This is a genomic window from Kitasatospora sp. NPDC004614 (genome assembly GCF_042873675.1).
Classification (GTDB): Bacteria; Actinomycetota; Actinomycetes; order Streptomycetales; family Streptomycetaceae; genus Kitasatospora.
On record NZ_JBIALR010000012.1, the window covers coordinates 72,306 to 94,195 of the forward strand.

At 70.9% G+C, this 21,890-nt stretch carries 16 protein-coding genes; 11 read left to right on the plus strand and 5 right to left on the minus strand.

From position 1 onward, the window contains the following. Positions 1–188: 188 nt before the first annotated feature. The gene (locus ACFYST_RS23650) at positions 189–764 is read left to right on the plus strand and encodes an AAA family ATPase (RefSeq protein WP_387865223.1); all 576 of its coding nucleotides are present in this window, start codon (positions 189–191) and stop codon (positions 762–764) included. On the opposite strand, the gene ACFYST_RS23655 is transcribed toward ACFYST_RS23650, so the two are convergent. Genes ACFYST_RS23655 through ACFYST_RS23670 form a run of 4 tightly spaced genes read right to left on the minus strand, consistent with a single transcriptional unit; the run spans position 761 to position 4,711 of the window. Further along, positions 761–1,618, minus strand: a complete 858-nt coding sequence (locus ACFYST_RS23655) for a hypothetical protein (RefSeq protein ID WP_387865224.1) — start codon at positions 1,616–1,618, stop codon at positions 761–763. The genes ACFYST_RS23650 and ACFYST_RS23655 overlap by 4 nt on opposite strands. After that, positions 1,618–2,853, minus strand: coding sequence for a hypothetical protein (locus ACFYST_RS23660; protein WP_387865227.1), 1,236 nt, complete (start codon positions 2,851–2,853; stop codon positions 1,618–1,620). The genes ACFYST_RS23655 and ACFYST_RS23660 overlap by 1 nt, the downstream gene beginning before the upstream one ends. Next, a complete protein-coding gene (locus ACFYST_RS23665) occupies positions 2,850–3,563 on the minus strand; it encodes a hypothetical protein (RefSeq protein ID WP_387865229.1) in 714 nt (237 codons plus the stop codon). The genes ACFYST_RS23660 and ACFYST_RS23665 overlap by 4 nt, the downstream gene beginning before the upstream one ends. After that, entirely contained in the window at positions 3,560–4,711 is a 1,152-nt protein-coding gene (locus ACFYST_RS23670) for a glycosyltransferase (protein WP_387865232.1), read from the minus strand. Before ACFYST_RS23670 ends, ACFYST_RS23665 begins: the two co-directional genes overlap by 4 nt. Before the next feature lie 139 nt (positions 4,712–4,850). Here ACFYST_RS23670 and ACFYST_RS23675 point away from each other — a divergent pair, with 139 nt between their 5' ends. The 10 genes from ACFYST_RS23675 to ACFYST_RS23720 all read left to right on the plus strand — a co-directional run bounded on the left by ACFYST_RS23675 (position 4,851) and on the right by ACFYST_RS23720 (position 19,650). Next, entirely contained in the window at positions 4,851–5,795 is a 945-nt protein-coding gene (locus ACFYST_RS23675) for a helix-turn-helix domain-containing protein (protein WP_387865234.1), read from the plus strand. A 17-nt stretch (positions 5,796–5,812) separates the two neighbouring features. Continuing rightward, a complete protein-coding gene (locus ACFYST_RS23680; protein ID WP_387865237.1) occupies positions 5,813–6,376 on the plus strand; it encodes a peptide deformylase in 564 nt (187 codons plus the stop codon). 792 nt (positions 6,377–7,168) lie between these two features. Further along, positions 7,169–7,603 (plus strand): hypothetical protein, encoded by a 435-nt coding sequence (locus ACFYST_RS23685; RefSeq protein WP_387865240.1) that lies wholly within the window; start codon positions 7,169–7,171, stop codon positions 7,601–7,603. A 5-nt stretch (positions 7,604–7,608) separates the two neighbouring features. Continuing rightward, positions 7,609–9,657: a hypothetical protein gene (locus tag ACFYST_RS23690; protein ID WP_387865243.1), complete on the plus strand. Its 2,049-nt coding sequence runs from the start codon at positions 7,609–7,611 to the stop codon at positions 9,655–9,657. Continuing rightward, positions 9,654–10,466: a hypothetical protein gene (locus tag ACFYST_RS23695; protein ID WP_387865245.1), complete on the plus strand. Its 813-nt coding sequence runs from the start codon at positions 9,654–9,656 to the stop codon at positions 10,464–10,466. The genes ACFYST_RS23690 and ACFYST_RS23695 overlap by 4 nt, the downstream gene beginning before the upstream one ends. 493 nt (positions 10,467–10,959) lie before the next feature. Continuing rightward, positions 10,960–11,895, plus strand: coding sequence for a GIY-YIG nuclease family protein (locus ACFYST_RS23700; protein WP_387865247.1), 936 nt, complete (start codon positions 10,960–10,962; stop codon positions 11,893–11,895). Positions 11,896–12,410: 515 nt separating this feature from the next. Further along, the gene (locus ACFYST_RS23705; protein ID WP_387865250.1) at positions 12,411–13,628 is read left to right on the plus strand and encodes a DEAD/DEAH box helicase; all 1,218 of its coding nucleotides are present in this window, start codon (positions 12,411–12,413) and stop codon (positions 13,626–13,628) included. A 93-nt stretch (positions 13,629–13,721) separates the two neighbouring features. Next, the gene (locus ACFYST_RS23710) at positions 13,722–16,475 is read left to right on the plus strand and encodes a hypothetical protein (RefSeq protein ID WP_387865253.1); all 2,754 of its coding nucleotides are present in this window, start codon (positions 13,722–13,724) and stop codon (positions 16,473–16,475) included. A gap of 437 nt (positions 16,476–16,912) precedes the next feature. Next, positions 16,913–17,407, plus strand: a complete 495-nt coding sequence (locus ACFYST_RS23715) for a hypothetical protein (RefSeq protein WP_387865256.1) — start codon at positions 16,913–16,915, stop codon at positions 17,405–17,407. A 119-nt stretch (positions 17,408–17,526) separates the two neighbouring features. Next, positions 17,527–19,650, plus strand: a complete 2,124-nt coding sequence (locus tag ACFYST_RS23720; RefSeq protein ID WP_387865259.1) for a tetratricopeptide repeat protein — start codon at positions 17,527–17,529, stop codon at positions 19,648–19,650. 279 nt (positions 19,651–19,929) lie between these two features. Here the strand turns inward: ACFYST_RS23720 and ACFYST_RS23725 are convergent, their stop codons facing one another. Continuing rightward, positions 19,930–21,615 carry a hypothetical protein gene (locus ACFYST_RS23725; protein ID WP_387865261.1) on the minus strand — a complete coding sequence of 562 codons (1,686 nt, stop codon included), beginning with the start codon at positions 21,613–21,615 and terminating at the stop codon, positions 19,930–19,932. Positions 21,616–21,890 lie beyond the last annotated feature (275 nt).

Below are 21,890 nucleotides of genomic sequence, written 5' to 3' on the forward strand. Positions count from 1 at the left end.
AGCAGGCGGACCGCCTGCGGTCAAGGGGCGCTGCGTCGGAAGTAGAGCGGTGCGTGGCCGGGGAGCTGGCGAGGCAGACGGTCTGGCCTGGCCCAGTGGTGGGCCCGTCCGCCGGACTCCTCGGTACCCGTCGCGCTGTTCTCACCGATCGTGCCCGGTCGCCGCGCAAGGGGAGGACGATGGATCGCGTGGATGAGAACGCCTTCTGTGCAGCTGCAGGTCCGACGGTGTCGGTGGGGCCCCGGGGAGCGGCTGGCGCGGCGTCCGGCGGTCTGACGCCGACGGTGTTTCTGCTGGTCGGGCTGACCGGTTCCGGGAAGACCACGTATGCCACCCGCCTGCTGGAGTCGGCGGGTGCGGTGCGGCTGTCGGTGGACGAGCTGGTGCACGCTCGGCACGGCCGCTACGGGGTGGACTATCCCGAGCACCGGTACTTCGAGCTGGAGGCTCCGGTGGTCGCGGAGGTCCGCGAGCGCCTGGCCGAGTTGGTGGCTGCCGGTCAGGACGTGGTGCTTGACCACGGGCTGTGGCTCCACCAGGACCGCGACCAGTGGAAGAAGCTGGTCGCCGAGGCCGGCGGGCGGTGGCGGCTGCTGTACTTCCCCGTCCCGAAGGATGAGTTGCTGCGGCGTCTGCAGGAGCGCAACCGGCGGGACGACGCCAACGCGCTGACCGTGACGGCCAGTGCGCTGGACGACTTCTACGAGCGGTTCGACGTCCCCGAGGACGAGGGCGAGGAGATCGTCGAGCCCGGTTCGTTCTAGCCGAGCGGCCTGGCCGGCGGGAGCCAGGTGTCCACGATGTGCTGGGCCTCCCCGGCCCACCAGTCGGGGGCGGCGGCGAGGGTGACCGGTCGCAGCCCGAGCGCCTGCACGCCGATCCGGCCGCCGTTCCGTTCCAGGTGGGCGAGGACCCGACGGGCCTCGCTGTGGCAGGCCGGGCCGAGGCTCTCCCAAGTCCCGGTCGCGTAGTGCTCGGCGCGTCGACGGATGTCGGCGGCGATGCCGTGTCGCCACTTGAAGTGGTGTACGACAATCGGGGGCCGGTTGACCGGTCGGTGGCCGGGGGCGCGGTGGTTGCCGGAGGCGACTTGCACGGACGAGTGGGCGAGGACGATCTTGCGGGGGTCGCCCCGGACCACGCGGTGGGTGACGAACCCGCCCAGCGGATACGCCGCGTCCAGATCGTCGGCGGTGTCGAAGCCGGTCAAGGAGCCGTCGGCGGTGACCCGGTCGAGCATCAGCCCGCGTACGGTGCCGACCCGGTCCGATTCCGCCTGGGCGATGGCGGCGGCGGTACCCGCCGGGTAGGTCTGGAGTTCGTCGGAGTCGGCGAGCAGATGCCAGCCGTCCCCGGCCCGGCAGCGGAGTTCGTCGCGCAGGGCGCCGTTGACGCTCTCGTGCCACGGCCCGGTGCTGACGACCTCGGGGGTGATTCCGAGGTTTCTGCAGGCGGCGTGGAGGGCCTGGCGGCGGTCGTCGGTGACGTGGTCGGGGAAGTGGAAGGCGAGGTGAAAGCGGGTGACGCCGAGGGTGCGGTAGTGGGCTGCGAAGGCGGTCAGCAGCTCGGGCTCGACGGGGCCGATCACCGAGATCAGCGGCGGGGCGGACAGGGGCATCAGGTCGGGTCTCCTTCGCCGGTGAGCCGGGTGTAGGTGTCGGTGAGGTATGCGGTCTGCTGCTGGGCGGTGGGCAGGCCGAGTGCGCTGGCGTCGTCGGGGCCGGGCCTACGGGGCGCGTTGAGGTGGGCGGTGTTCAGGGCGTGCAGCAGGTCGTCGGGGTCGCCGGCGGTGAACAGCCGGGCCCAGCCGCAGCCGGCCAGTGTGCGGGTGAGCTGGGGGTCGTGGTCGGAGGCCAGCAGCGGAACCTGGTAGCGGAGGGCGTCCGTGACCAGTCCGGATTCCTTAGCCACTCCGCGGTGGCGGGAGACGAGGACCAGGTCGGCGGCGGCGTGCACGGTCCGGATCTCCGTCTCCTCCGCCCGGCGGTCGATGAGGTGCAGTCGCACGTGCCCGAGTGCCCGAATCCGTTCCAGCAGGCCGATGTCGAGCGGGTGCCCGGCGACCAGCAGGTGCAGTGGCCGATCCAGCCGGGCGAGCGCGGCGGCGATGGTGGGGATGTCCTTGTGCGGCCACCAGCCGCCCACCAGGGCGACGGTCTGCTCGCTCAGTGGGATGCCGAACATGGTTCGGGCCAGCTTCCGCTCCTGCTCGCCCACCGGGGCGTCCGGGCCGATGACGGCGAAGGGCCGTACCTGCACGTCGAGGTGTGGCGCGTTCGCGGTGACGTCGGCACGGACTCCGCCGGTCGGGCACAGTGCCCGCACCGCGGGCCCTCCGGGCCGGTCGAGGCGTCGGAGCCATCGGGCGGGGAGGGTCGAGACCTCGTGGACGAACCGCAGATGGGGGAGCCCACCGAGGCGGGCGGCGGTGTGATGCAGGGCCTCGCTGGCGGTCAGCACGACCACCGCGCCGGGCCTCTCGCCGGCCAGCACGACGCGGGCCGTGGCCAGGTGGGCCGCCTCGGCCAGGCACCGGGCCAGCAGGGTGACCTGGTGCGGCACCCGGCGTACCGACCGGGGCAGTCGGCACGCCCGGGCGGCGCGGATCGCGGCGGACGCCAGGGCACCAGTGGCCCGCGCCGCCGACCACAGGGCGCGGGCAGCGGGTCCGACCGGGCGGTCCACGAGCCAGGCGCCGGCCCGGGTGACGGCGGTGGCGGTCTCACGGTCGGTGCCGCCGAGTACGACGGCCACCGCCCGGCCGGGGGCGGCGGTGGCGAGGGCTGCGAGGACCCGTGGGGAGTGTCCGGCCGCTCTCGGCTCGATCAGCACGAGCCGCTTTTGACCCGTCATCGGGCACCTGCGGGGAGGGCAGCGCCGTGGGCCTGGTGGAAGCGCTGGTGCAGCCAGGCCGGGTCGTTGATCAAGTCGAACCCGGCTGCCTCTGTGCGGTGCTCGGAGTCGGCGAAGGAGACGCCCTCGCGGGCGCCGAGCACCGCCCACTCCCCGTACGGTCCATCCCCCCGATCGGTCCAGGAGGCGATCCGGAACCGGGCGTCGGCCGGCGCGGTCCCGTACTCGCAGCCCCGGGTGAGCATCGCGCACTCGCGGAAGCCCGCCTTCCAGGCGTGGAACGGGCTCTGGTCGAACCTGGTGACCCCTGCGACCACCTTGGCGAACTCCACCTTCCCGGGCAACGCGGCGAGCACGTCGAAGGCCTCGCCCATCTGTCGCAGAGCGGCGGTGCGGATGAGCTTCATGCCGCCGTAGCCGTAGGTCAGCCCGTTGACCGGGTTCACGGCCTGCCACACCCGCATCGCCACCCCCTCGGCCAGCGGCGCGACGGCGGACGCATCGAAGCGGTCGTCGATCTCGAAGTCGCCGTCGGCGAGGAAGAACGCCTCCGAGTCCACCGCGTCGGCGCACAGCCGGTAGGCGCGGCGCATCCCGTAGACGCCGTGCAGGCGCTTGACCGGCCAGCCCAGCACCCGCTCGGTGCGGGCGTGCAGCACGGATGCCAGCGGCTCGTCGAAGGACAGGAACACCGCGTCGAAGCCGGTCACGCCACGGCCTCCAGGTAGCGGGCGGCGATCACCGCGGGGGCCAGGGACTCCGTGGATGCCCTGGCGTAGTCCGAGTGGTCGGCGTAGAAGGCAGCGTCGCCGGTCAGTCGGGCGGTGATCTTCACGGCCTCGGCGGGGGTGTCGAAGAGCAGGTCGGGATGGACGTGCTCGGCCATCCAGCCCAGGCGGGGGGAGATCACTGGCAGGCCCATGGCCTGGCAGTCGATGACCGACAACGACCATGGGCAGGATGGCCGGTACGGGGCGATGCCGACATGGGCGGCGGCCAGCACCTGCCGGTAGCGGCCCCGGTCGCCGCCGTCGGAGGCCACCTCGACACCCGGCAGGGCGGCGAGGGCGTCGCGGAACCGCTCGGGGCTGGCGTCCAGCGCGGTGCGGCCGGCCCGCCGGTTGCCGAACAGGTCCATCACCGTCAACCGCAGGGCGGGCGAGGCCAGTTCGGTGGCCAGCCGCACGAACTCCTCGGTGCCGTAGTGCGCGTACAGGCGGTGGTTGTAGACCGCGCTGAGCGGGGTCCCGTCGGCCGGGCCGGGGGCACCGTCGCGGACCAGGGCGGGGTCGCGCGGCGGCGGCACGATCCGCAGCCTCTCCCCGATTTCCAGCCCGGCCCGGCCGGCCGCCGAGGTGAGCCAGCGGGCGGCGGTCTCAGAGTGCACGAGCACCCGGTTCAGGGCCTCCACCCCTGCGAGGAAGGTCAGCAGGACCGGGCGTCCGAGGCCGCCGTCGTTCAACGACGGGTCGAGCACCAAGTCTGCGCGGTCGAAGGAGAACGGCAGGTAGTGGCAGTAGCCCGCGAGGACGGCACCGCTTCCCGCCTCCAGCATCGCGGCGCGGACCAGCGGCGCGGACTCGACCTGGTTGGCCACGACCACGTCCGGGCGGGTCCGCCGCAGCAGGTCGGCCAGGAACGCGATGTCGCCGTCGAACCGGGCCCGGTACTTCGTGCCCGGCACTGTGGTCGGCACGAAGCCGACCCGCCGGTCGGTGACCGGGGCCGGGGCGGCGAAGACCACCTCCGTGCCGGCGTCGACCAGCGCGGGCAACAGGGTGTCCGCGACCACCCAGCCGGAGTCGGCCGACAGCCGGTCCGGGTTGGAAATGTTGAGCAGGTACAGCACCTTCGGCATCAGGGCCTCCGTCGCCTCGCCTCGCGCCACCCGGTCCGGGCGGCTGCGGGTTCCAGGACAGCGGGGGCTGGGCCGGTGACGGGATGCTGAAATACCATCACTCACGGTTCATTCATCACTCATTGGGGGCGAGCGCGGGATGACCGGGACGACCGAAGCCGATCCGGTCGAGCAGGCCGCCGAGGCGTTCGCCGCAGAAGTGTCCTACTGGCGTGAGGTACGGGGTCTGTCCATGCGGGGCCTGGCCCAGAAGATGGGCTTCGATCCGTCCTATGTCAGCCACATCGAGTCCGGCCGCCACCGGCCGACCGAGGAGTTCGCCCGCCTCGCCGACGAGGTGCTGAACGCCGGTAAGGCGATCCGGCGCCGCTGGACGGAGTTCGACAGCGTCCGCATCCGCACCCGCGCGCAGCAACCGCCGGCCCCGCGTCGGACCGAGCAGCCGTATGCCTCCGGCTCCGCCCTGGTCGTCGAGCACGACGAGGCTCGGCTCTATTTCGACGGCTCCGCCTACCGGCTCACCATGCGTCGCCGCCTGCGGAACACCGGAGTTGAGCCCATCACCCGCTACCTGATCCGGATTTCCGTCGACCGCTACCCCGGAGAGCCGGAACGCTCCAACGCCCACTACCGTGAACACCCCCTCATCTGGGACGAGTTGGCGCTCGCCGCCGAATGCGAGGGCGAGGCGATGCGCTGGCAGGCCAAGCACGACCGCGACGCGTTCAAGGAGGTGTGGCTGCTGTTCGAGAACGAGGACGGACGCTTCCCCCTCTACCCCGGTGACGCGACCTGGATCGAGTACGCCTACAGCGTCACCGAGGACAAGTGGGGCCACTGGTTCCAGCGGGCCGTCCGCCTGCCCACCGAGCACCTCCTGGTCCGCCTCGACTTCCCCGCGAACTTCGACCCGGTCGTCTGGGGCACCGAGACCTCGATGACCGCCGAGGCGGTGCCGCTGCGGACCGCACCCGAGCGAAGGGAGGCCGACGGCCGGCGGACCTTCACCTGGTCGACCGACGACCCCACCCTGCACGCTCGCTTCCGCCTCGAATGGCGGTTCCGAAACCCCCACCAGCAGTAATCCACCAAGGAGTTCAGGTGATCGAGGTGCGGCCCAGCCAGCACATGCAGAACCTCGGCGTCGTCCAGCAGGGCGCCGACATCCTTCACCGCCCCGCCGCCCCGTTCGACCTGCCCGCCGAACGCGAAGCCGCCCAGGCCGTCATCGACCAACTCTTCGCCGCCGTCGACCGGATCGGCCGCGTCCACTCCTTCGCCAAGGGCATGGGCCTCGCCGCACCGCAGATCGGCCTCGACCGCGCCGCCGCCCTCGTCCTCCCGCCAGACCCGGACGCCGACCCGATCATCCTGCTAAACCCCCGCGTCACCGACGTATCCGAGGAAGCCGATGAGCATTACGAGGGCTGTCTGAGCTTCTTCGACGTGCGCGGGCTGGTCCCCCGCCCGCTGCGGATCGAGGTCACTGCAACCAGCCTCGACGGCACCAAGACCGTGACAGTCTACGAGCGCGGCCTGGCCCGGCTCATCGCCCACGAGATCGACCACCTCGACGGCCTGCTCTACACCGACCGCATGCGACCCGGCGTTCACCCCATCCCCGTCGAGGAGTACCGGGGCACCGGCTCCACCTGGACCTACTGATCACAGCGAGGGACGCGGCGAGTTTCTCCAGGTAACGCGAGAGCGCGGGCGGCACTGCGGTCCGCCCGTGGCGCGTGATGCAAGTGCTTCGATTCCTCCGCCGAGCTACAGCCGGCGCCACTGGTAAGCCGACGTCGAACTCGGCCGCAGGTGCCCCCCGCCAGCTTGACCTCCTGCTTGAACAGCGCGGGGGCTTGCACCCGCACCGACTCCCGGCGCAGCCGTCCCGTGGTGGCCAGCCCGCCCCTGTCCGCACATCTCACACACCGTGGGTACAGCCACTGCTTCAGGTCCGTCATGAGCTTTGTGCAGAGTCACCCGACGAGCTGAAGTTAGTAAGCGATCAAGGAGATGCGGAGCGGCAGCGGATGTGAAGTCCTGGCCCATCAGCACCTGCGATCTGCAGGTCAACTGCCGTTTTCGTGGGCCTCCTGTGAGGTGGGGGAACGCAATTATTGGCAGTTGAGGGGCGAACCGGCTCTGCGCTGTCGACCGCCATCGGGCGGCCATGGGCACGGCCGTCAACAATCCGCCAGTTTGCAGGCGGGGGCCAGGTTCGGCCTCGCACGTGTGGACTCGAACAGTGATCTTCGATGGATTTCCGAACAACATGCCTGGAGGCGCTGTTAACTGCTGCGGCAAAATCGAACGGCAATGCGGCTGCGCAAGGAACGACGCCCAAGTGGGAGGAGCGAGAACTGGCCTATTTACACGTTCCGCTTGTGCGGCATCACACATCGTTCGCATTCTTTCGTGGCGCGGCCCGGTGGCGGGCCGTACGAGTGGTGGGGGATGAGTGTGATCGACATCGATGTGACGGACTTGGCAACGCGTGCTTCCGAGGCGCTGGCCGCAGAGGTGGCGCTCTCCGGCTGGGCGTTGGTCCGAGAACGGCTCGCCGGCTTCCTGCGGCGAAGGGGCGAATCGGATGACGTCCAGCGGCAGTTGGCCGAACTCGACAGTGCTGCGGGGCAGGTCGGAACGGGGCGCGAGGGTGCGCAGGAGGCGTTGAGGGATCGGTGCTTCTGGCAGCTCGGGGCGTACCTGTCGAGTCACCGGGACATCGCCACGGAGCTTGAGGAACTCATTGCGGCCTGGGGCCCGGGCGAGGGTGGCAGTGCGGGGATGAGCGCCAATGGGAACAAGGGCAGCGTGATCATCCAGGCCGGTGGGAACGTGAGCACCGGAACGGGATCTATCACCGCTTCCGGACGGCCCGGGCAGTGACGGAAGTGCAACTGCAGCCGGAGGCCAGCGCCGAGTACGAGGGGCTCGGGAGCCAGAACGCGTCAGGAAACGAGCGGTCTGTGGTTGTCCAGGCCCAGGCGGCTGGTGCGGCGAGCCTGGTGACCGTGGTCAACATCCACGAGAAGGCGCTGCTGCCTGTTCATGAGGTGGCGCCGGAAGTGGTCGAGGCGGTGCGAAAGGCATGGGTCAGGGCGGACGGCCGGGGGAGCGGCGCTGCGGAAGAGCTGCGGGACGTACTTTCGCGCGGTAGCGGCCTCGGAGTGGTCACCGGGCACGACGGCAGTGGCCGTTACGCCGCCGCTGTCCGGGCGCTGCTGTTGGTGAACCGCGAGCGGGGGGCTGCGCCGCTACGGTTGGGACAGGTCACGCCGGACTGGGACCCGCCGGACGTCACCCTGCTGCCGGTCGAACCGAACCGGGGCTACCTGCTTGATGTCCGCGATGAGATCGCCGACTGGCCCAAGGACATGCCGGCCAAACTCGCCGGGCACGGCCGTCTCCTGGCGCAGGTGGGATCGTGTCTGGTCGTGATCGCGGGTCAGAACGGCTGGCCCACCACCGGCCACGAGGCGGACGTTGCGGTGCTGGCCCGGCCCGCCGCGCCCAGAAGTCTGGTCAGCACGCACTTGAGCTTCCTCCACCAGTGCACGGGCCTGGCCGAACGGCTCCATCCCGAGTACGAGTTGAAGGAGAACGAGCAGGACCTCAGACACCTGATCACCGACGGCATGCACCCGCAGGACGCCGCGGACCTCGCCCGGCTGCTGGCCGAAGCCGCCGGGGACGAGGGCAAGCTTGCCGCCGCCGTCGAACGCTTCACCGGGTGGCGCGACTACGTCTCGGCTTTCTTCGTGCGCACCACCGACCGCCCCGAGGACCGCGCACTGCTGCTTGCCGCGGTCCTCCTGGACGGGTTTGCCCCCGCACAGGTGAACCAGGCGGCCCGCGACCTGCTCGGCGATACGGTGGACACCAGCGTCCGCAGCGCACTGTCGGGCATGGACCTGGGCAGTCGGCTGCGGGCCGGTGGAGCGGAGACCGTCGACAACAAGGTCACCTTCGCGCACCGGCCCGGATTCGGCTACGCGGTCCTGCGACACATCTGGAACGAACTAGACGAGGCGCAGATCCACATCCGCAAGTGGATCGCCCGGATCACGGCAGACGGACAGATCGGGGCTCCCCGACTCGACGCCATCGCCGACCTGTTGGCCAAACTGGCGGCCGATTACAACGACAGCAGCGTCCTGCCCAACCCCACTGTCCGCGGCAGCGAAGCCGCGGCGGCGCTCAGCCGCGGCGAGCCCGCCGCCCGGATGCTGTCCGTTGCGGCTCAGCACCCGGTTCTGGGGGCGGGTATCCGCAAGCAGTTGCGGGAGAGCTGGGCGCCCAGCCGCGACCCGGAGGTCGCAAGGGTTGCCGCGCTAGTGTGCCAGGGCCCGTTCGCCGCGAAGTTCCCCGGCCAGGCGTTGGTGCGCCTGCGGCACGTCCTGGGCCGCGACGTCGACGACCGGGCCAACGAGGAAGCGGGCCGGGCACTTCGCGCCCTGGTCCACGAGCACGGAAAACTGGCCCAGACCTGGGCGGCTGTCACCGACTGGATCGGCTTGTCTGGTAGCTCGGGGCCGAGAGGAGCGAATTGGGCTCGCGCTGGTAGAAGGGCCTTCCTTGCTCTGGCTGACATCACGGCTGACGCCCGCCCCGTGGAACTGCTTCTCAGCGCCGCAGTCCACGACAAGTCGGTGACCGATGAGCTCGTCGCCTGCTGGGGCGCAACCGTGTCGCACACCGCGCACGCCCGGGCTTGCGAGAACACCCTCACCGCGTGGGCGGAGGCCAGTATCGAGGGGTGCCTGCCGGCGGATCAGGTCCTCGAACTGATAGAGGAGGTCATCAACGGCCGCGTCGGGCTCGACCCGGTCGCAGCCGTCGCCGTCGGCCGCGAAACGGAAACTCAGTCCAAGGCCATGCGGGAGTTTCGGCGCCGCCTACTCGACCGCCGCTTCCCTGCGGCCAGACCGGAGCACCCGTGAGCCGAGAGCAACCGACCCGTGCGCAGCGGCGGACACTGCGTCGTGAAGTGACTGCCTTCCCGGCAATTTTGCCGAGCCGCTATCCGGACATCGCCTTCAGCGCGCGGATCACCGCCACCACCTATCCGGTTCACATCCCCGGACACGACCACTCGGCACTGGCCCGACTCGTCCGGGGCACTCTGCGCAGGGCCGCGGCCGACGTCGCGTCACAACTGCACCCGGCAGACCTGCCGGGTGCACAGGACGCGTTGGCCGATAACCTCGCGGGCCCACGCCCGATGGCCGGCCACCCAGGCCACGACCTGGGAGCAGGCATCACCATCACCTTGGACAGCGGCGCCGCAGCAGCCACCGACCGGCTCGTGCAGGCATGCCGGCAACAACAGCTGGAGGACACCGTCTTCCTCCAGGCGGCCCGAGCACGCGCACGAGCCCTGGCCGATCCGGCAGTCCTGGGCGCGGCGCTGACCATGCCTGCGGCGGGCCCGTGGGCGGACCTGGTCAAGGACTTCAAACTGACCGACAAGGGCGTTCGGGAGGAACTGTTCGGCGCGCTGACCCACCTGTCGCAGTTCCTCGCCACCGTCCGCGCACCGTCCCACGACCCGTCCGACCGTCAAGTCCTTGAGATCATGCGTACCTTCTTCTCCCGCTTCGAGCACACGCATCAGCGACGCTTCCTCATCAGCTTCACGTCCCGCTACCTGCGGGCGGTCGGCCAGCCGGACCTGGCAGACCAGCTGGAAGGCAGCGTCGAGGTGTCGGCCGACATGTCCGGGGACGAGGCCCCGGAAGCAGTGCGATGACCACCGCCCTGCTGCGGTGGCTGCTCGACCCGCGTTCGAGCTGGCTGGCCTGGCGTCTGGCACGGCAAGCCCCGGAGGTGATCGATTTCGATATCGCCTGGCGCAACGCCCGGGTATGGCTCCATCGGGACGAGGATGGATTCCGAGCACGGGGCCACCAGCTGTCCCCTGGATCGCCAGGGGCGGACGGACAGCGGCCGGGGCGAGCCGACCAGGGGTGATCTGGATGCCCGAGTGTCGTCCTCAGCGACGGAAAGCAGTTGTGGACACGGCATTCGAGAAGAGGTCTTCACGTAGCTGGGAAGGCTGTTGAGCGAATCCCCAGACAACGAGATCCCGCCCGGGAAACCGGGCGGGATCTCTGCTTCGCGGGTCCGGTCGGGTGGCCGAGTCTGCGGGTGACGGTTTCGGTGTTCCGGTGGGAGGCGTGGAGTTGCTGAACCGGTGATCTGGGGTGTTCAGTCGACAAGGATTGTGTGCGATCGTTTCGGTCGTGACCAGTACCGAGGAGTTCATAGAGATCGCGTTGGCGGATGGGCGTCCGGGAGGCATCCGGGTCGCAACGAGCGTGGAGCGCGCCTGCCTCTGCGTGGCGTTCGGACGTGCGGACTACGCGAAGGCCCGTATGCGCCCGGAGCTGTCCAGGACGGGCGTCTACCTGGTCCAAGGGCCCGATGCCGAGCAGCCAGGCAAGCAGCGCGTCTACATGGGAAGAGCCCGCGTCCTCACGGAGCGACTCGACGAGCACCAACGGGACAAGGACTTCTGGACCCAGGGCTTCGCCTTCACCTCTCACAACGACAGGCTCACCGAGAACCACGTGGCCCATCTCGAAGCACGCCTGATCCGCCACTCCATGAGCATCGGTACCGCCATCGTGGACAACAAGGAAGTCCCTGCCCCGAAGGAGCCGCGCGCAGAGATGCGTCCCAGTTACGGCAGGCTCTTCGAAGACGTCCTGCTCTTGATGGGAGTCCTGGGCGCGGTTGGTCTTGAAGAGGCGGCCGGCGTGGTTGCCGAGCCCGATACGGAGGCGGTCCGGTACCGCCTGAAGGCTACGGGAACGGACTGCTGGGGTTCCGAGCGTTCCGACGGATTCCTCGTTCGAGCCGGAGCGGAGGGGAAGGTTGAGGCGAGAAGTCTCTCGCGTAGCTACCTGCGGCTGCGCCGAGAGCTCATAGAGGACGGGATCCTTGTGGAGACGAATGACGGGAAGCACCTGCGGCTGATGAAGGACCACTGCTTCGACAGCCCTTCGGCAGCGGCCAGTGTGTTGGCGGGGGTGAACTGGAACGGCCGAAAAGCGTGGGTCGACGAGTTGGGGATCACGCTCAAGGACCATCAGGTCGGCACCACTAGGACGCCCCCTCCGGCACTCGCCCACCCCGATGTTCAGCAGGTGTTGTTCGAGGCGGACCGATCCTCGTGACCGCCGGAGGAAGCATAGGTTCCGCGTTTGCCGCGTGCGGATGAGGTCCCCGTCGTGCGGTAGCGACGATTCGGGAGATGGAATGGCAGCCGGGGGCAAGTGGTCGGCGGCAGTGGTGGAGTTCTGGCGCGCGGTGGAGCTGTTCAGCGCCCAGACCGTGCCGGCGCCGAACGACCGGGAGCGGATCTACGATTTCGACGGTGCGGGGCGGCTTCCCTGGGAGGAGGGGCACCAGCTCGGGCGGGTTCCGCTGCCAGCGGGGTTCGTCTGGCAGCACGTGGTCTACGGCGGGCTCTTCCCGCTGGGCGAGGCGCTCGATCGCCCGGCGGATCGACCTCCGCGAGCGCCCGCAGTTTGCCCTGGAGAGGGTCGAGCCCGGACGCTCCCCGGCGGGCCGCCGCCAAGCATCCGCTGGCTCTCAGCCAGCAGTTCGCGGTCAACACGACCCACGCCGAACTGGCCCGTGAAGGCGGGGTGTTCTCGGTGAACGCCCGCCCGGGACCGGCAAGTCCACCATGCTGCGCGACGCGATCGCCGACCGGATCGTCGAACGAGCGCGGGCCCTCGCCGATCTGCGCATGCCGTCCGACGCCTTCCTGAAGACCCCACTGAGGTGGAAGAGCGGCGAGCACACCCGCACGGTGTACCCGTTGCGGCCCGAACTGACGGGCTTCGAGATGGTGGTGGCCTCGGCCAACAACGGTGCGGTGGAGAACATCTCCAAGGAGATCCCCGCGCGCGCCGCGCTGGCACCGAAGTGGCGTGACGAGGTGGACTACTTCGTCGAGCAGGGCATCCGGCTGCTCAAGGGCACATCGGCCTGGGGCACGGTGGCTGCCCACCTGGGCAACAAGACCAACCGGATCGCCTTCGTCAACCGCCTGTGGCACGGCAAGTACCTGCCCGACGACCAGGCCTTGCCCCAAGGGCCGGACCTGCCGCCGGTGAAGGGCAAGGGCTGGCAGGAGACCGGCCACGGGTTGTCCCACCTCCTCTCCTCCTACCGGAACGAGTCGCAGACGGGGGTCTGGTGGAACGCGAAGGAGCCGGGCTGGACCTCCGTCCAGCAGGTGGCCGACCGGGTCACCCGCTACGGCACCACGCTGCCCGCCGGACTCCCCGACGGATCGACGGAGGTGTGGGTCGGTGCCCCGCTGCGGGTGCACTGCCGCTGCGAGAACCCGATGTTCACGGTCAGCAACGCCATCGCGTACGACGGCCTGATGGTCAACGGCACCCACTACCCCGACCCGTACGCCTACCCGCCGCGCAGCTCCTGGGTGCACGTCGCCTCCGCGCACTTCGAAGGCCACTGGGTTCCGGAGGAGGGACTCGCGCTGCACAGCATGCTCAAGAAGCTCCGGGACCACGGGATCGACCTCGACCAGGAGGCGTATGTCATCAGCCCGTTCCGGGCCGTCGTCGCCGGGGCCCGCTGGACGAGCCGGCCGTTCATGAAGGCGGGCCGGGTCGGCACCGTCCACACCACCCAGGGCAAGGAAGCGAACGTGGTCATCCTGGTCCTCGGCACCGACCCACGAACTCCCGGCGCCCGGACATGGGCGGCCAAGCGGCCAAACCTCCTGAACGTGGCGGTCAGCCGGGCCAAACGGCGACTGTGCGTCATCGGCAACCACGAACTCTGGACCCAGGAGCGATTCTTCACCGACCTCGGCGAACGCCTGCCCCGGTACGACTGGAGCGCCAAGCCGGCCGACACCTTCGGAGGCTGAGCTCCGCAGAACCGCTTTCGACTCAGCTCTCGCGACCGCCCCGGTAGTCGAGGACGATGTGTTGCTGTCGGACTGGTAGGTCACACTGAGCGGATGAGTCTGGAAGCCGAACCGCCGGACCCCGAGCGGATCCACCACCGACCTCCGACCCCGGGTACCGAGAAGGCTCTCTACGGCACCGCACTCACCTGCGGTGTCCCTTCGTGCGGTGAGCCGTTGTACCGACGCATCCCGGACACGGGGAAGTTCCTGCTCAACAGCCGCGTGGCCCACATCAACGCACGGAGCGAGGGCGGCCCCCGGTGGGACAGGGCCATGAGCGAGGAAGCCAACCGCAGTTACGAGAACCTGATCCTGATGTGCGAGCGGCACGCTTCCGAGATCGACATCACGCCGGGCCGCTATCCGCGGGAGCAACTGCTCGAATGGAAGCGGCGTCAGAGCGAGGAGTCCGAGCGGGCGGTGGCGGCCCTCTCGGCAACGAACAGGGCGGGGCTGGAGGGGAGTCCGGAGTTCCTGTCACTCGGCGAACTCATCGAGCGCTTGCAGAAGTTGGTGCCTTCCTCCGTCAGCTCGCGGTCCCGGGCCGAGGCGTTGGAGATCGGGGGTCGGGAGTCGCGCGGCCGGAGCCTGGTGCGGCTGCGCAGTACGCCCGCTGAACGCAAGGACGCTGTCCTGGGGTGGAAGGCGGGGCAGGCCGACCCGGTGGTGGAGGTCCCCGACGGCACGTTGCGGGTGCTGGTGGCTCCCATGGGGGCGGGCAAGAGCGAGACGGCGGAACGTTGGTGGGATCAGGGGCTGACTCGTGCTTGGACGGACGACGAGGTGGCGATTCCACTCTGGTGGCAGGCGCGGGAGGTCGGGTCGTCGCTGTTCGTGAGAGTGCGGGAGGCGTTGGGGGGCGATCCGGCGGGGCCGTGCCGGATCGTGCTCGACGACCTGGACACCCTGGGCTTTCAGGAAGCCGATCAGCTCCTGGACGAAGCCCGGCGGTTGGTGCTGAATTGGCCACAGGTCAGTGTGTTGGCGACCACGCGTCCGGGAGCTGGCACGGTGTCGGAGGAGGAACGCCTCGCCGTCGAGCCGTGGCCGGTTCAACGGGGACTGGACCTGCTGAGAGTGGTCATCGACGACGGATACATCGGATTCGGCGGGTCCGAGACGAGGCAATTCCTCACCAGTCCTCTCCAGGTCCACGCCCTGGCCAGCAGGCTCTGGGCAGGCGGCGACACGCAGGTTTCCACCAGCGAACTGCTGGCCGGTCTGGTGGACAGCATCCTCGAACGCGAACGCCCGGACACGTCCGCCGAGACGTGGGACGGTCTGGCCAGGCTCGCGGTGCGCATCCTCGACTCCCGGAAACCGGTGCGAGCAGCCTCCTTCGCAGCGCACCAACTGCTGTGGAAACTGGAAGACACCGGGCTGGTCGTCCGAGAGAACGGCTTCCTGCACTTCGCGCTGCCGCTGTTCGAACAGCACTTCGGCGCCCAGGCGCTGAAGAACGGCGACGTGCGGTTCGACGCCGTGGCGGGGGTGGGGCGCTTCCCGCGTTGGCGGTACGCCATCGCTTTCGCGGTGGAGACCTCGACCCCGGAGGCGGCGGACGGGCACATGGCCGTACTCGCCCGGGCCAATCCCGCCGCAGCGTCGTGGGTGCTGGGGCAGCTCGCGGAGGAGGAAACCGAGGAGTCCTTCTTCGCCGAAGGGCCAGAAACGGACGGGCCGGAGCGGTCGAAATGGGTGGCCGGCCACCTGCGTGCAGCGGTCGAGAATTGGCTCGCCGGTCTGGGAGACCTGGGTCCCCGGCTCGAACTGCACCACGGCGGACGGATCGCGCCGTGGGCCGTGGCCGTTTCGGGTGACTGGATGAACCTCGGCCAGTCGTACGAAGGCGCCCTACAGGACGACATCGTGGCCTTGGACGGTCCGGATTTCTGGACCACGGACCGCCCGAAGTTCCGCACCCGAAGCGGATTCCTCCTCCCGGGAGGACGGCTGGGCCGTTGGCGCTGGGCCAGGGACCGTCTGCGCCGCCCCCTTACGGAACTCGTGCAGCGGCGGATCCTGCCGGTGGCGCACAGTTCCCCACTCGCAGCGGAGCGCGCGTGGTACCTCAGCCAGATGGTCATGAGGATGACCGACCGGACGTGCCCCACCGAGGGAGTACCGCTTGGCAGTCTGCGGCCCGTGGTCAACGACCTAGCTCGGCACGTGGCCCAGACCGCATGGTCCCGCTGGAACTGCCCGGGGGGAGGGGAATTCGATTCCGGTGATGCCTGCTGGCTCTACGAACACCTCGAACACCTCGAACAGGAGCAGGCGGAGTCGCTTCGGAACCCCCGGCCGGCCCCCGATCGTAGCCGCGCGGCCCACAACTTCATGTGGCAGTACTACTCGCCTGAACTGACCAAGAAGATCACCGCTGACGCGCTCCGCGATGCACTGATCGGGTACCGCGAACTCGTCGAAGCCAACTTCCCGGGCTACGCCGACTCCTTCGAGCTCTACCGGGCGTTGCCGATCCGCATCCAGGGGACGGTCGTCATGCCCCACCCCGAGGACACCGAAGCTTGGTGTGCGACAGTCGAGTACCACCTGATCCAGGAGCCGTCCGGCGACCGGACGGCTCCTGACGTGCAGCTCGACGCTGTGGAAGAACCCTACGACCGTCAGATGCCGTGGACGTTCGACAGCACGGAGGATCCGGACCGTCTGCCTCTTCGCAGTACTGAGCAGGTCCTTTCGACCAACCTTGTCCGCCAGGCGACGAACTGGTCCTACGGGTGGCTGGCCGCAGATCTGAAAGCTTTCGGCTGGTTGTCTAACGACATGCTTTACATCGACTGACGGATGGGCGGGTGTGCTGAGTATGGCTCGGCAGCGGCGGGTCTTCACCTGCTCAAAGCCCAACTTGTCGGACCTGGTAGCGCCGACTGGAGCGACCGGGCGCGGGAGGCTGTGGAGCAGGTAAGGCGCGGAGAGATTCTGGGAACCGTGTCTTGGGAAGCGATCTTCTGTGCCGTGGGAAGCACTGTCTGCCGCAGCCACTTCGTTACAGGTCAAGGCGACTCGTGAACGGCCCACCCAACAGAAGTCCCGCCCGGGTCACCCGGGCGGGACTTCTGCGTTGCGGCGATTCGGTAGGCGGACGTGGCGGGCGGGGTCGAACGGGCGGCGGCCGTGGTGGAGTTCTGGCGGGCGGTGGAACTGTTCAGCGCTCAGGCGGTGCCGGCGCCGGAGGAGAAGCAGAAGGTCTACCCGCTGGACGCCGACGGGCTGCTCCCGTGGCAGGACGGTCACCGGCTGCGGCGGACGAAGCCCGCGCCCGGGCACACCTGGCAGCACGGGTCTACGGCGGGCTGTTCCCGCTCGCGGAGGTGCGCAACACCTTGATGGAGGTGTTCGGCCGCGACCCGGAGAGCCACGACGGGCGGGTGGACAGCCAGGGCGCGCTGTTCGCGCAGATGGCCGTCGGCGGCCTGTGGCGGGCCCGCCGCGCCGTCGTGGTCGGCGACCCGCTCCAGCTGGAGCCCGTGGTGACCGTCCCGTTCACCGCGCGGCAGGCCTTGCGCGGGCAGTACGGCGTGGCCGAGGAGTGGCTGCCCGGCTGGACCTCCCTCCAGCAGGTGGCCGACCGGGCCACCCGGTACGGCACCACGCTGCCGGCCGAACTCCCCGACGGGTTGCCGCAGGTGTGGGTCGGCGCACCGCTGCGGACCCCGCAACGGTTCTTCACCGACCTGGGCGAGCGGCTGCCCCGCCACAACTGGAGGGAATGACCGGGGCCGGGGGCCGGGAAGGCGTGCTGACGGAGGGTGGTGTGCAGGCTACCGTTGGGCGCGTCGGGTGGAGTGGGCGGAGGCCGTCGTCTTCGCGCACGGTACTGAGGGGTGGGGGCATGATCGATCCGCTGTCGGTCTCGGCGGTCGCGGGGGTGCTGGGCACGATCGGCTCGGCGATGGCCGGGGAAGCCGGGAAGTGGGCCTGGGAGTCGATCGGGAACCTGGCCCAGCGGGTGACCGGCCGTCAGCTCGCGGCGCCCTCCGGGGCCGAGGAGCGGGAGGAACTCGCCCGGCTGCTGGTCGAGGGGGCGCGGCGCGATCCGGCCCACGCCCGGGCGCTGGCCGCGTGGTTGACGGGCCTGGCCGAGGGGGAGTCCGAGCAGGCCGGCGCGGTGCCGCGGCTGCTGCCCGTCTCCACCCGGTACTTCACCGACCGCAAGGGGCCGCTCGCCGCGCTCGATAAGGAAGCCGGACGGAAGGCGGACGGCCGGCCCCGGCAGGTGCTCCTGCACGGCCCGGACGGCATCGGCACCAGCGCGGTGGCGATCCACTGGGGCGGCCGGGAGGCCCACCGGTTCCCCGACGGACAGCTGTACGCCGACCTGCGCGCCGGCGGACCGCAGGGCGCGGCCGACCCGGCGACCGTGCTGCGGCGCTTCCTGCAGAAGCTCGGCGTCCCCGCCGACCAGCTGCCCGCCACCGTCGAGGACCGGGCCGAACGGTTCGGGCAACTGCTCGCCGGGCGGCGGCTGTTGGTCGTCCTCGACCACGCGCACTCGGCCGCCCAGGTGCGGCCGCTGCTCACCGCCGCCCCCGGCGTCGTCACCGTCATCACCGCGCGCCGCCCGCTGGCCGGGCTGGACGCGCTGAACATCCCCGTCGGACCGCTCGCCGACAAGGATGCCCGCCGCCTGCTCACCGACCTGGCCGGCAAACACGCCGTCAGCGCCGCCAAGGCCGCCCTGCCCGGGGTGCTGGACCGCTGCGCCGGCTCACCGTTCGCGCTGCGCGCCGCCGCCACCGTGCTGGGCGAGACCGCGCCGCGGGCGCTCGCCGGGCAGGTCTTCGCCGACCCCGTGGAGGCCGCGACCGCCGACCGGTACGCCCGCATCGCGCCGAACAGCGCCTCGGTGTACCGCAGTTGCGCGCTGCGCCGGTGGCCCGCGATCGGGCCGGCCGCCGCCGCGGCCGCCACCGGACTGACCGAGGCCGAGGCCGCCGAGGCGCTGGACGAACTCACCGCCGCCGGACTGCTGGAGACCGCCCTCGACGGCCGCCACCGCTACCGCCCGGCCGTCCGCCGGCACGCCGAGGCAGCAGCCATTCGGGAGGACGGGCTCGCGGCCTGCGCAACTGCCGTGCGGCGCACCGTCGATCACTACCTGCGGCTCGCCGTCCGCGCCGACTACGCGGCGCTCCCGCAGCGCTGGCACCTCGGCCCGCTGTACGCGGAGCTCGGACCGGACGGCTACCCCGGCGAGGCCGAGGCGCTGGCGGCGCTCGGGACGGAACTGCCCAACCTGGTGGAAGCCGTGGGCGCCGCCGAGGAGTTCGCCGCCCCCGACCTGGTCTGCCAGCTGGTCGAGGCGCTGTGGGCGGTCCAGTTGAAGGCCGGCCGGCACGACGAACTGCTGCCCGCGCTGCGGGCCGGTGCGCGGGCCGCGTCCGCCGTACGGCCTCCGGTGGCGGCCCGGATGCACGTCCAACTCGCGCTGGCGCTGACCGAGTTGCAGGAGTACGGCGAGGCCGAGCAGCAGCTGGTGCTGGCCGCCGAGGTGGAGGAGTCGGACGGTCACCTGCGCGGGCAGGCCACCGCCGTGGAGACGCTCGGCCTGCTGCGGCTGCGCCAGTGGCGCTGGGCCGAGGCGCTGGAGTGCTTCGACCGGGCCGTCGGACTGCTCGACGGCATCGGGGACGGTGACAGCGGGCAGGCCGACCTGCCCCGGGCCCGCGCCCTGCTCGCCCGGCACCGCGGCCGGGCGCTGCGCGGACTGGGCCGGTTCGAGGAGGCCCGGGCGTCGATCGAGCAGGCGGTGGCGTTCTTCCGCGGCACCGGCGAGGCCTACAACACCGCCCGCGCGCTCACCGACCTGGTCCAGACGCTCATCGACCAGGGGCACGGGGCGCAGGCGCTGCCGCTGCTGGACGAGGCCGGGGTGCTGCTGGAGCGCGGCGGCGCGGTGTTCCACCTGGTGCCGCTCGCGGTGCTGCGGTCGCTGTGCGGCGGCGCGGGCGAGTGACCGAGTCGGGCGTCAACGGGGGGCGAGTGACCGAGTCGGGCGTCAACGGGGGCTGGTGACCGAGCTGCACGTCAGCGGGGCTGAGCGCCCGTCACCCGGTGGATCGTGGTGCCGGTGCGGACGGTCAGGGTGCCGGTGGCCGGGCCGAGAGTGGGCCTCCGGCGGCGGGGGGCTTCGTCAGGCGCGCGTGGCGGAGCGGTTTGCCGGGTGGCTGTCCTTCGCTGAGCGGCTCCGCGGTGGTCCACCTGGCGCAGCTCGCGGTGCTGCGGCTGCTGTGCGTCAGCGGGGCTGAGCGACCGTCACCCGGTGGATCATGGTGCCGGTGCGGACGGTCAGGGTGCCGGTGGCCGGGCCGAGGGCGAGCAGGGCGGAGGCGGCGGTGGCTGGGTCGAGGCCGTCGAGGGAGGTCAACTCCAGGTTCGCGCCGGAGCGGTGGCGGGCCGTGCAGGTGGTCGGGCCGGTGATCTGGACGGCCAGGGTGCAGGAGGCGTGGCGGGACAGGGTGTGATCGGCCCAGGCGAGCGGCGGGTCGAGCCGGGGGTCGTCGAGGGTGCCGTGGCGGATGATGACGTCGGCGAGGGCCAGGGTGCCCGGGTCCAAGGTGTCCTCGTGGGCGACCAGGTGGGCGGTGCCGGGGCCCTCCGGCTCGTGGCGGGGAGCGGCGAACCGGCGTATCTCGACCGTGCCGTCCTTGCCGGCGTGGGCCAGCACCCGGACGGGTGCCGTCACCAGGGGCGGCTGGTGGGCGGGCAGGGGCAGCAGGTCGAGCAGTGCGGGGGCGGGCGGTTCGGGGAGGTCGAGGAGGCGGTGGAACAGCGCGCGCAGCAGACCGGCGGACTCGCCCGGGCGGGAGCTGGTCAGCTCGGCCGGTCCGGCCGGTGGCGTGCCGCGGGCGAGCAGCTCCGCCAACTGCGGGGCCAGCGCGGCGTGCAGGTCGAGCTTCGGGGCCTCGCGGACGAACGCGGCGACCTGGGAGCCGTCGTCGAGGACGGACGCGCCGGCCGCCGCCAGCACCACCGGGGTGCCGAGGGCCGCCGCGTAGTAGCTGACCGAGCCGAAGTCGCCGATCACGGCGTCCGCGGCGATCAGGGCCTGCCGCCAGTCCGCGACCGGGTCGACCAGCGTCACGCCCGCCCGGCGGGCCCCGTCGAGCCAGAGCCGGACCTGGCCGGGGCCGTGGCCGTGCCACACGTTGGGGTGCAGGACGACGGCGACCCGGTACTCGTCCAGCGGCAGCTCCGGCAGGCGGGAGAGCAGCAGCGGCAGGACGTCCTCCGCGCCGCCGTCGCCGAACAGCGAGGTGGGGTTCCAGGTCGAGTTGAGGACGATCAGGCGCTGGCCGGGGCGGACGCCGAACGCCCGGCGGAACGCGTCGCGGCGGGGGCGGGCCGCGAGGATGCGGTCGAAGCACGGGTCACCGCCGAGCACCGCCGTGCCGGCCGCCTCCGGGCAGGCCGCCGCGAGCCGGTCGAGCTGATCGGGGTGGGACAGCACCAGTGCATCGGCGACCGGGACCCCGTCGTGGAGCAGCCACTCGCGCGAAAGCCCGAACACCGGCGCTCCGGTGTCCGGTATCCGGTGTCCGGTGTCCGGTGTTGCCAGCTTCTTATTGTAGCCAACGCCGTGCGATAGGACGATCAACCGGCTTTTGAGCTCGTGCAGTTGACCGCCGAAGCTGGCCGAGATCGCCAGCTCGGGGGCGAGCTCGAGGGCCTGCTCCCAGGGGACGACGGGGACGCCCAGGGAGTGGAGGAGTTCGGGCAGTCCGGAGCGGAACGGGGAGCTGCCGGGGCAGGTGGCGAGCAGTTGGACGCGCAGGTCGTCGCGGAACAGGCCGACCACGTCGAGCAGCCGGGTCGCCGAGGTGACGTTGTGTGCCACCAGCAGGACCCGCCGGCACTCGCCCCGGGTGGTCCACCGTGCGGAGTCGTCGCCGACCGGCACCCTGATCCACTCGCCCCGCAAACCGTTCCTCCGTGATCGTTCCACCACCGCCCCGGCAGCTTAGCGATCACGGGCGGGCGGCGGACCGGCTTCCGGGGACAGGCTCTGGCGACGCAGCAGCAGGCCGAGTCGCGGGGCGAGCAGCGGCCGCAGCAGGCGGGCCACCGGGGGAGTGGACAGCAGCAGGGCGAGTGCGGTGGCCCCTTGCCGATGGCGGGCGGCAGAGGCGGCGCGGGGGAGGGTTCGGCGAGCAAAGAGGCACTCCAGGTTCGGCGGTTCCTCAGGACCCTGCGAGC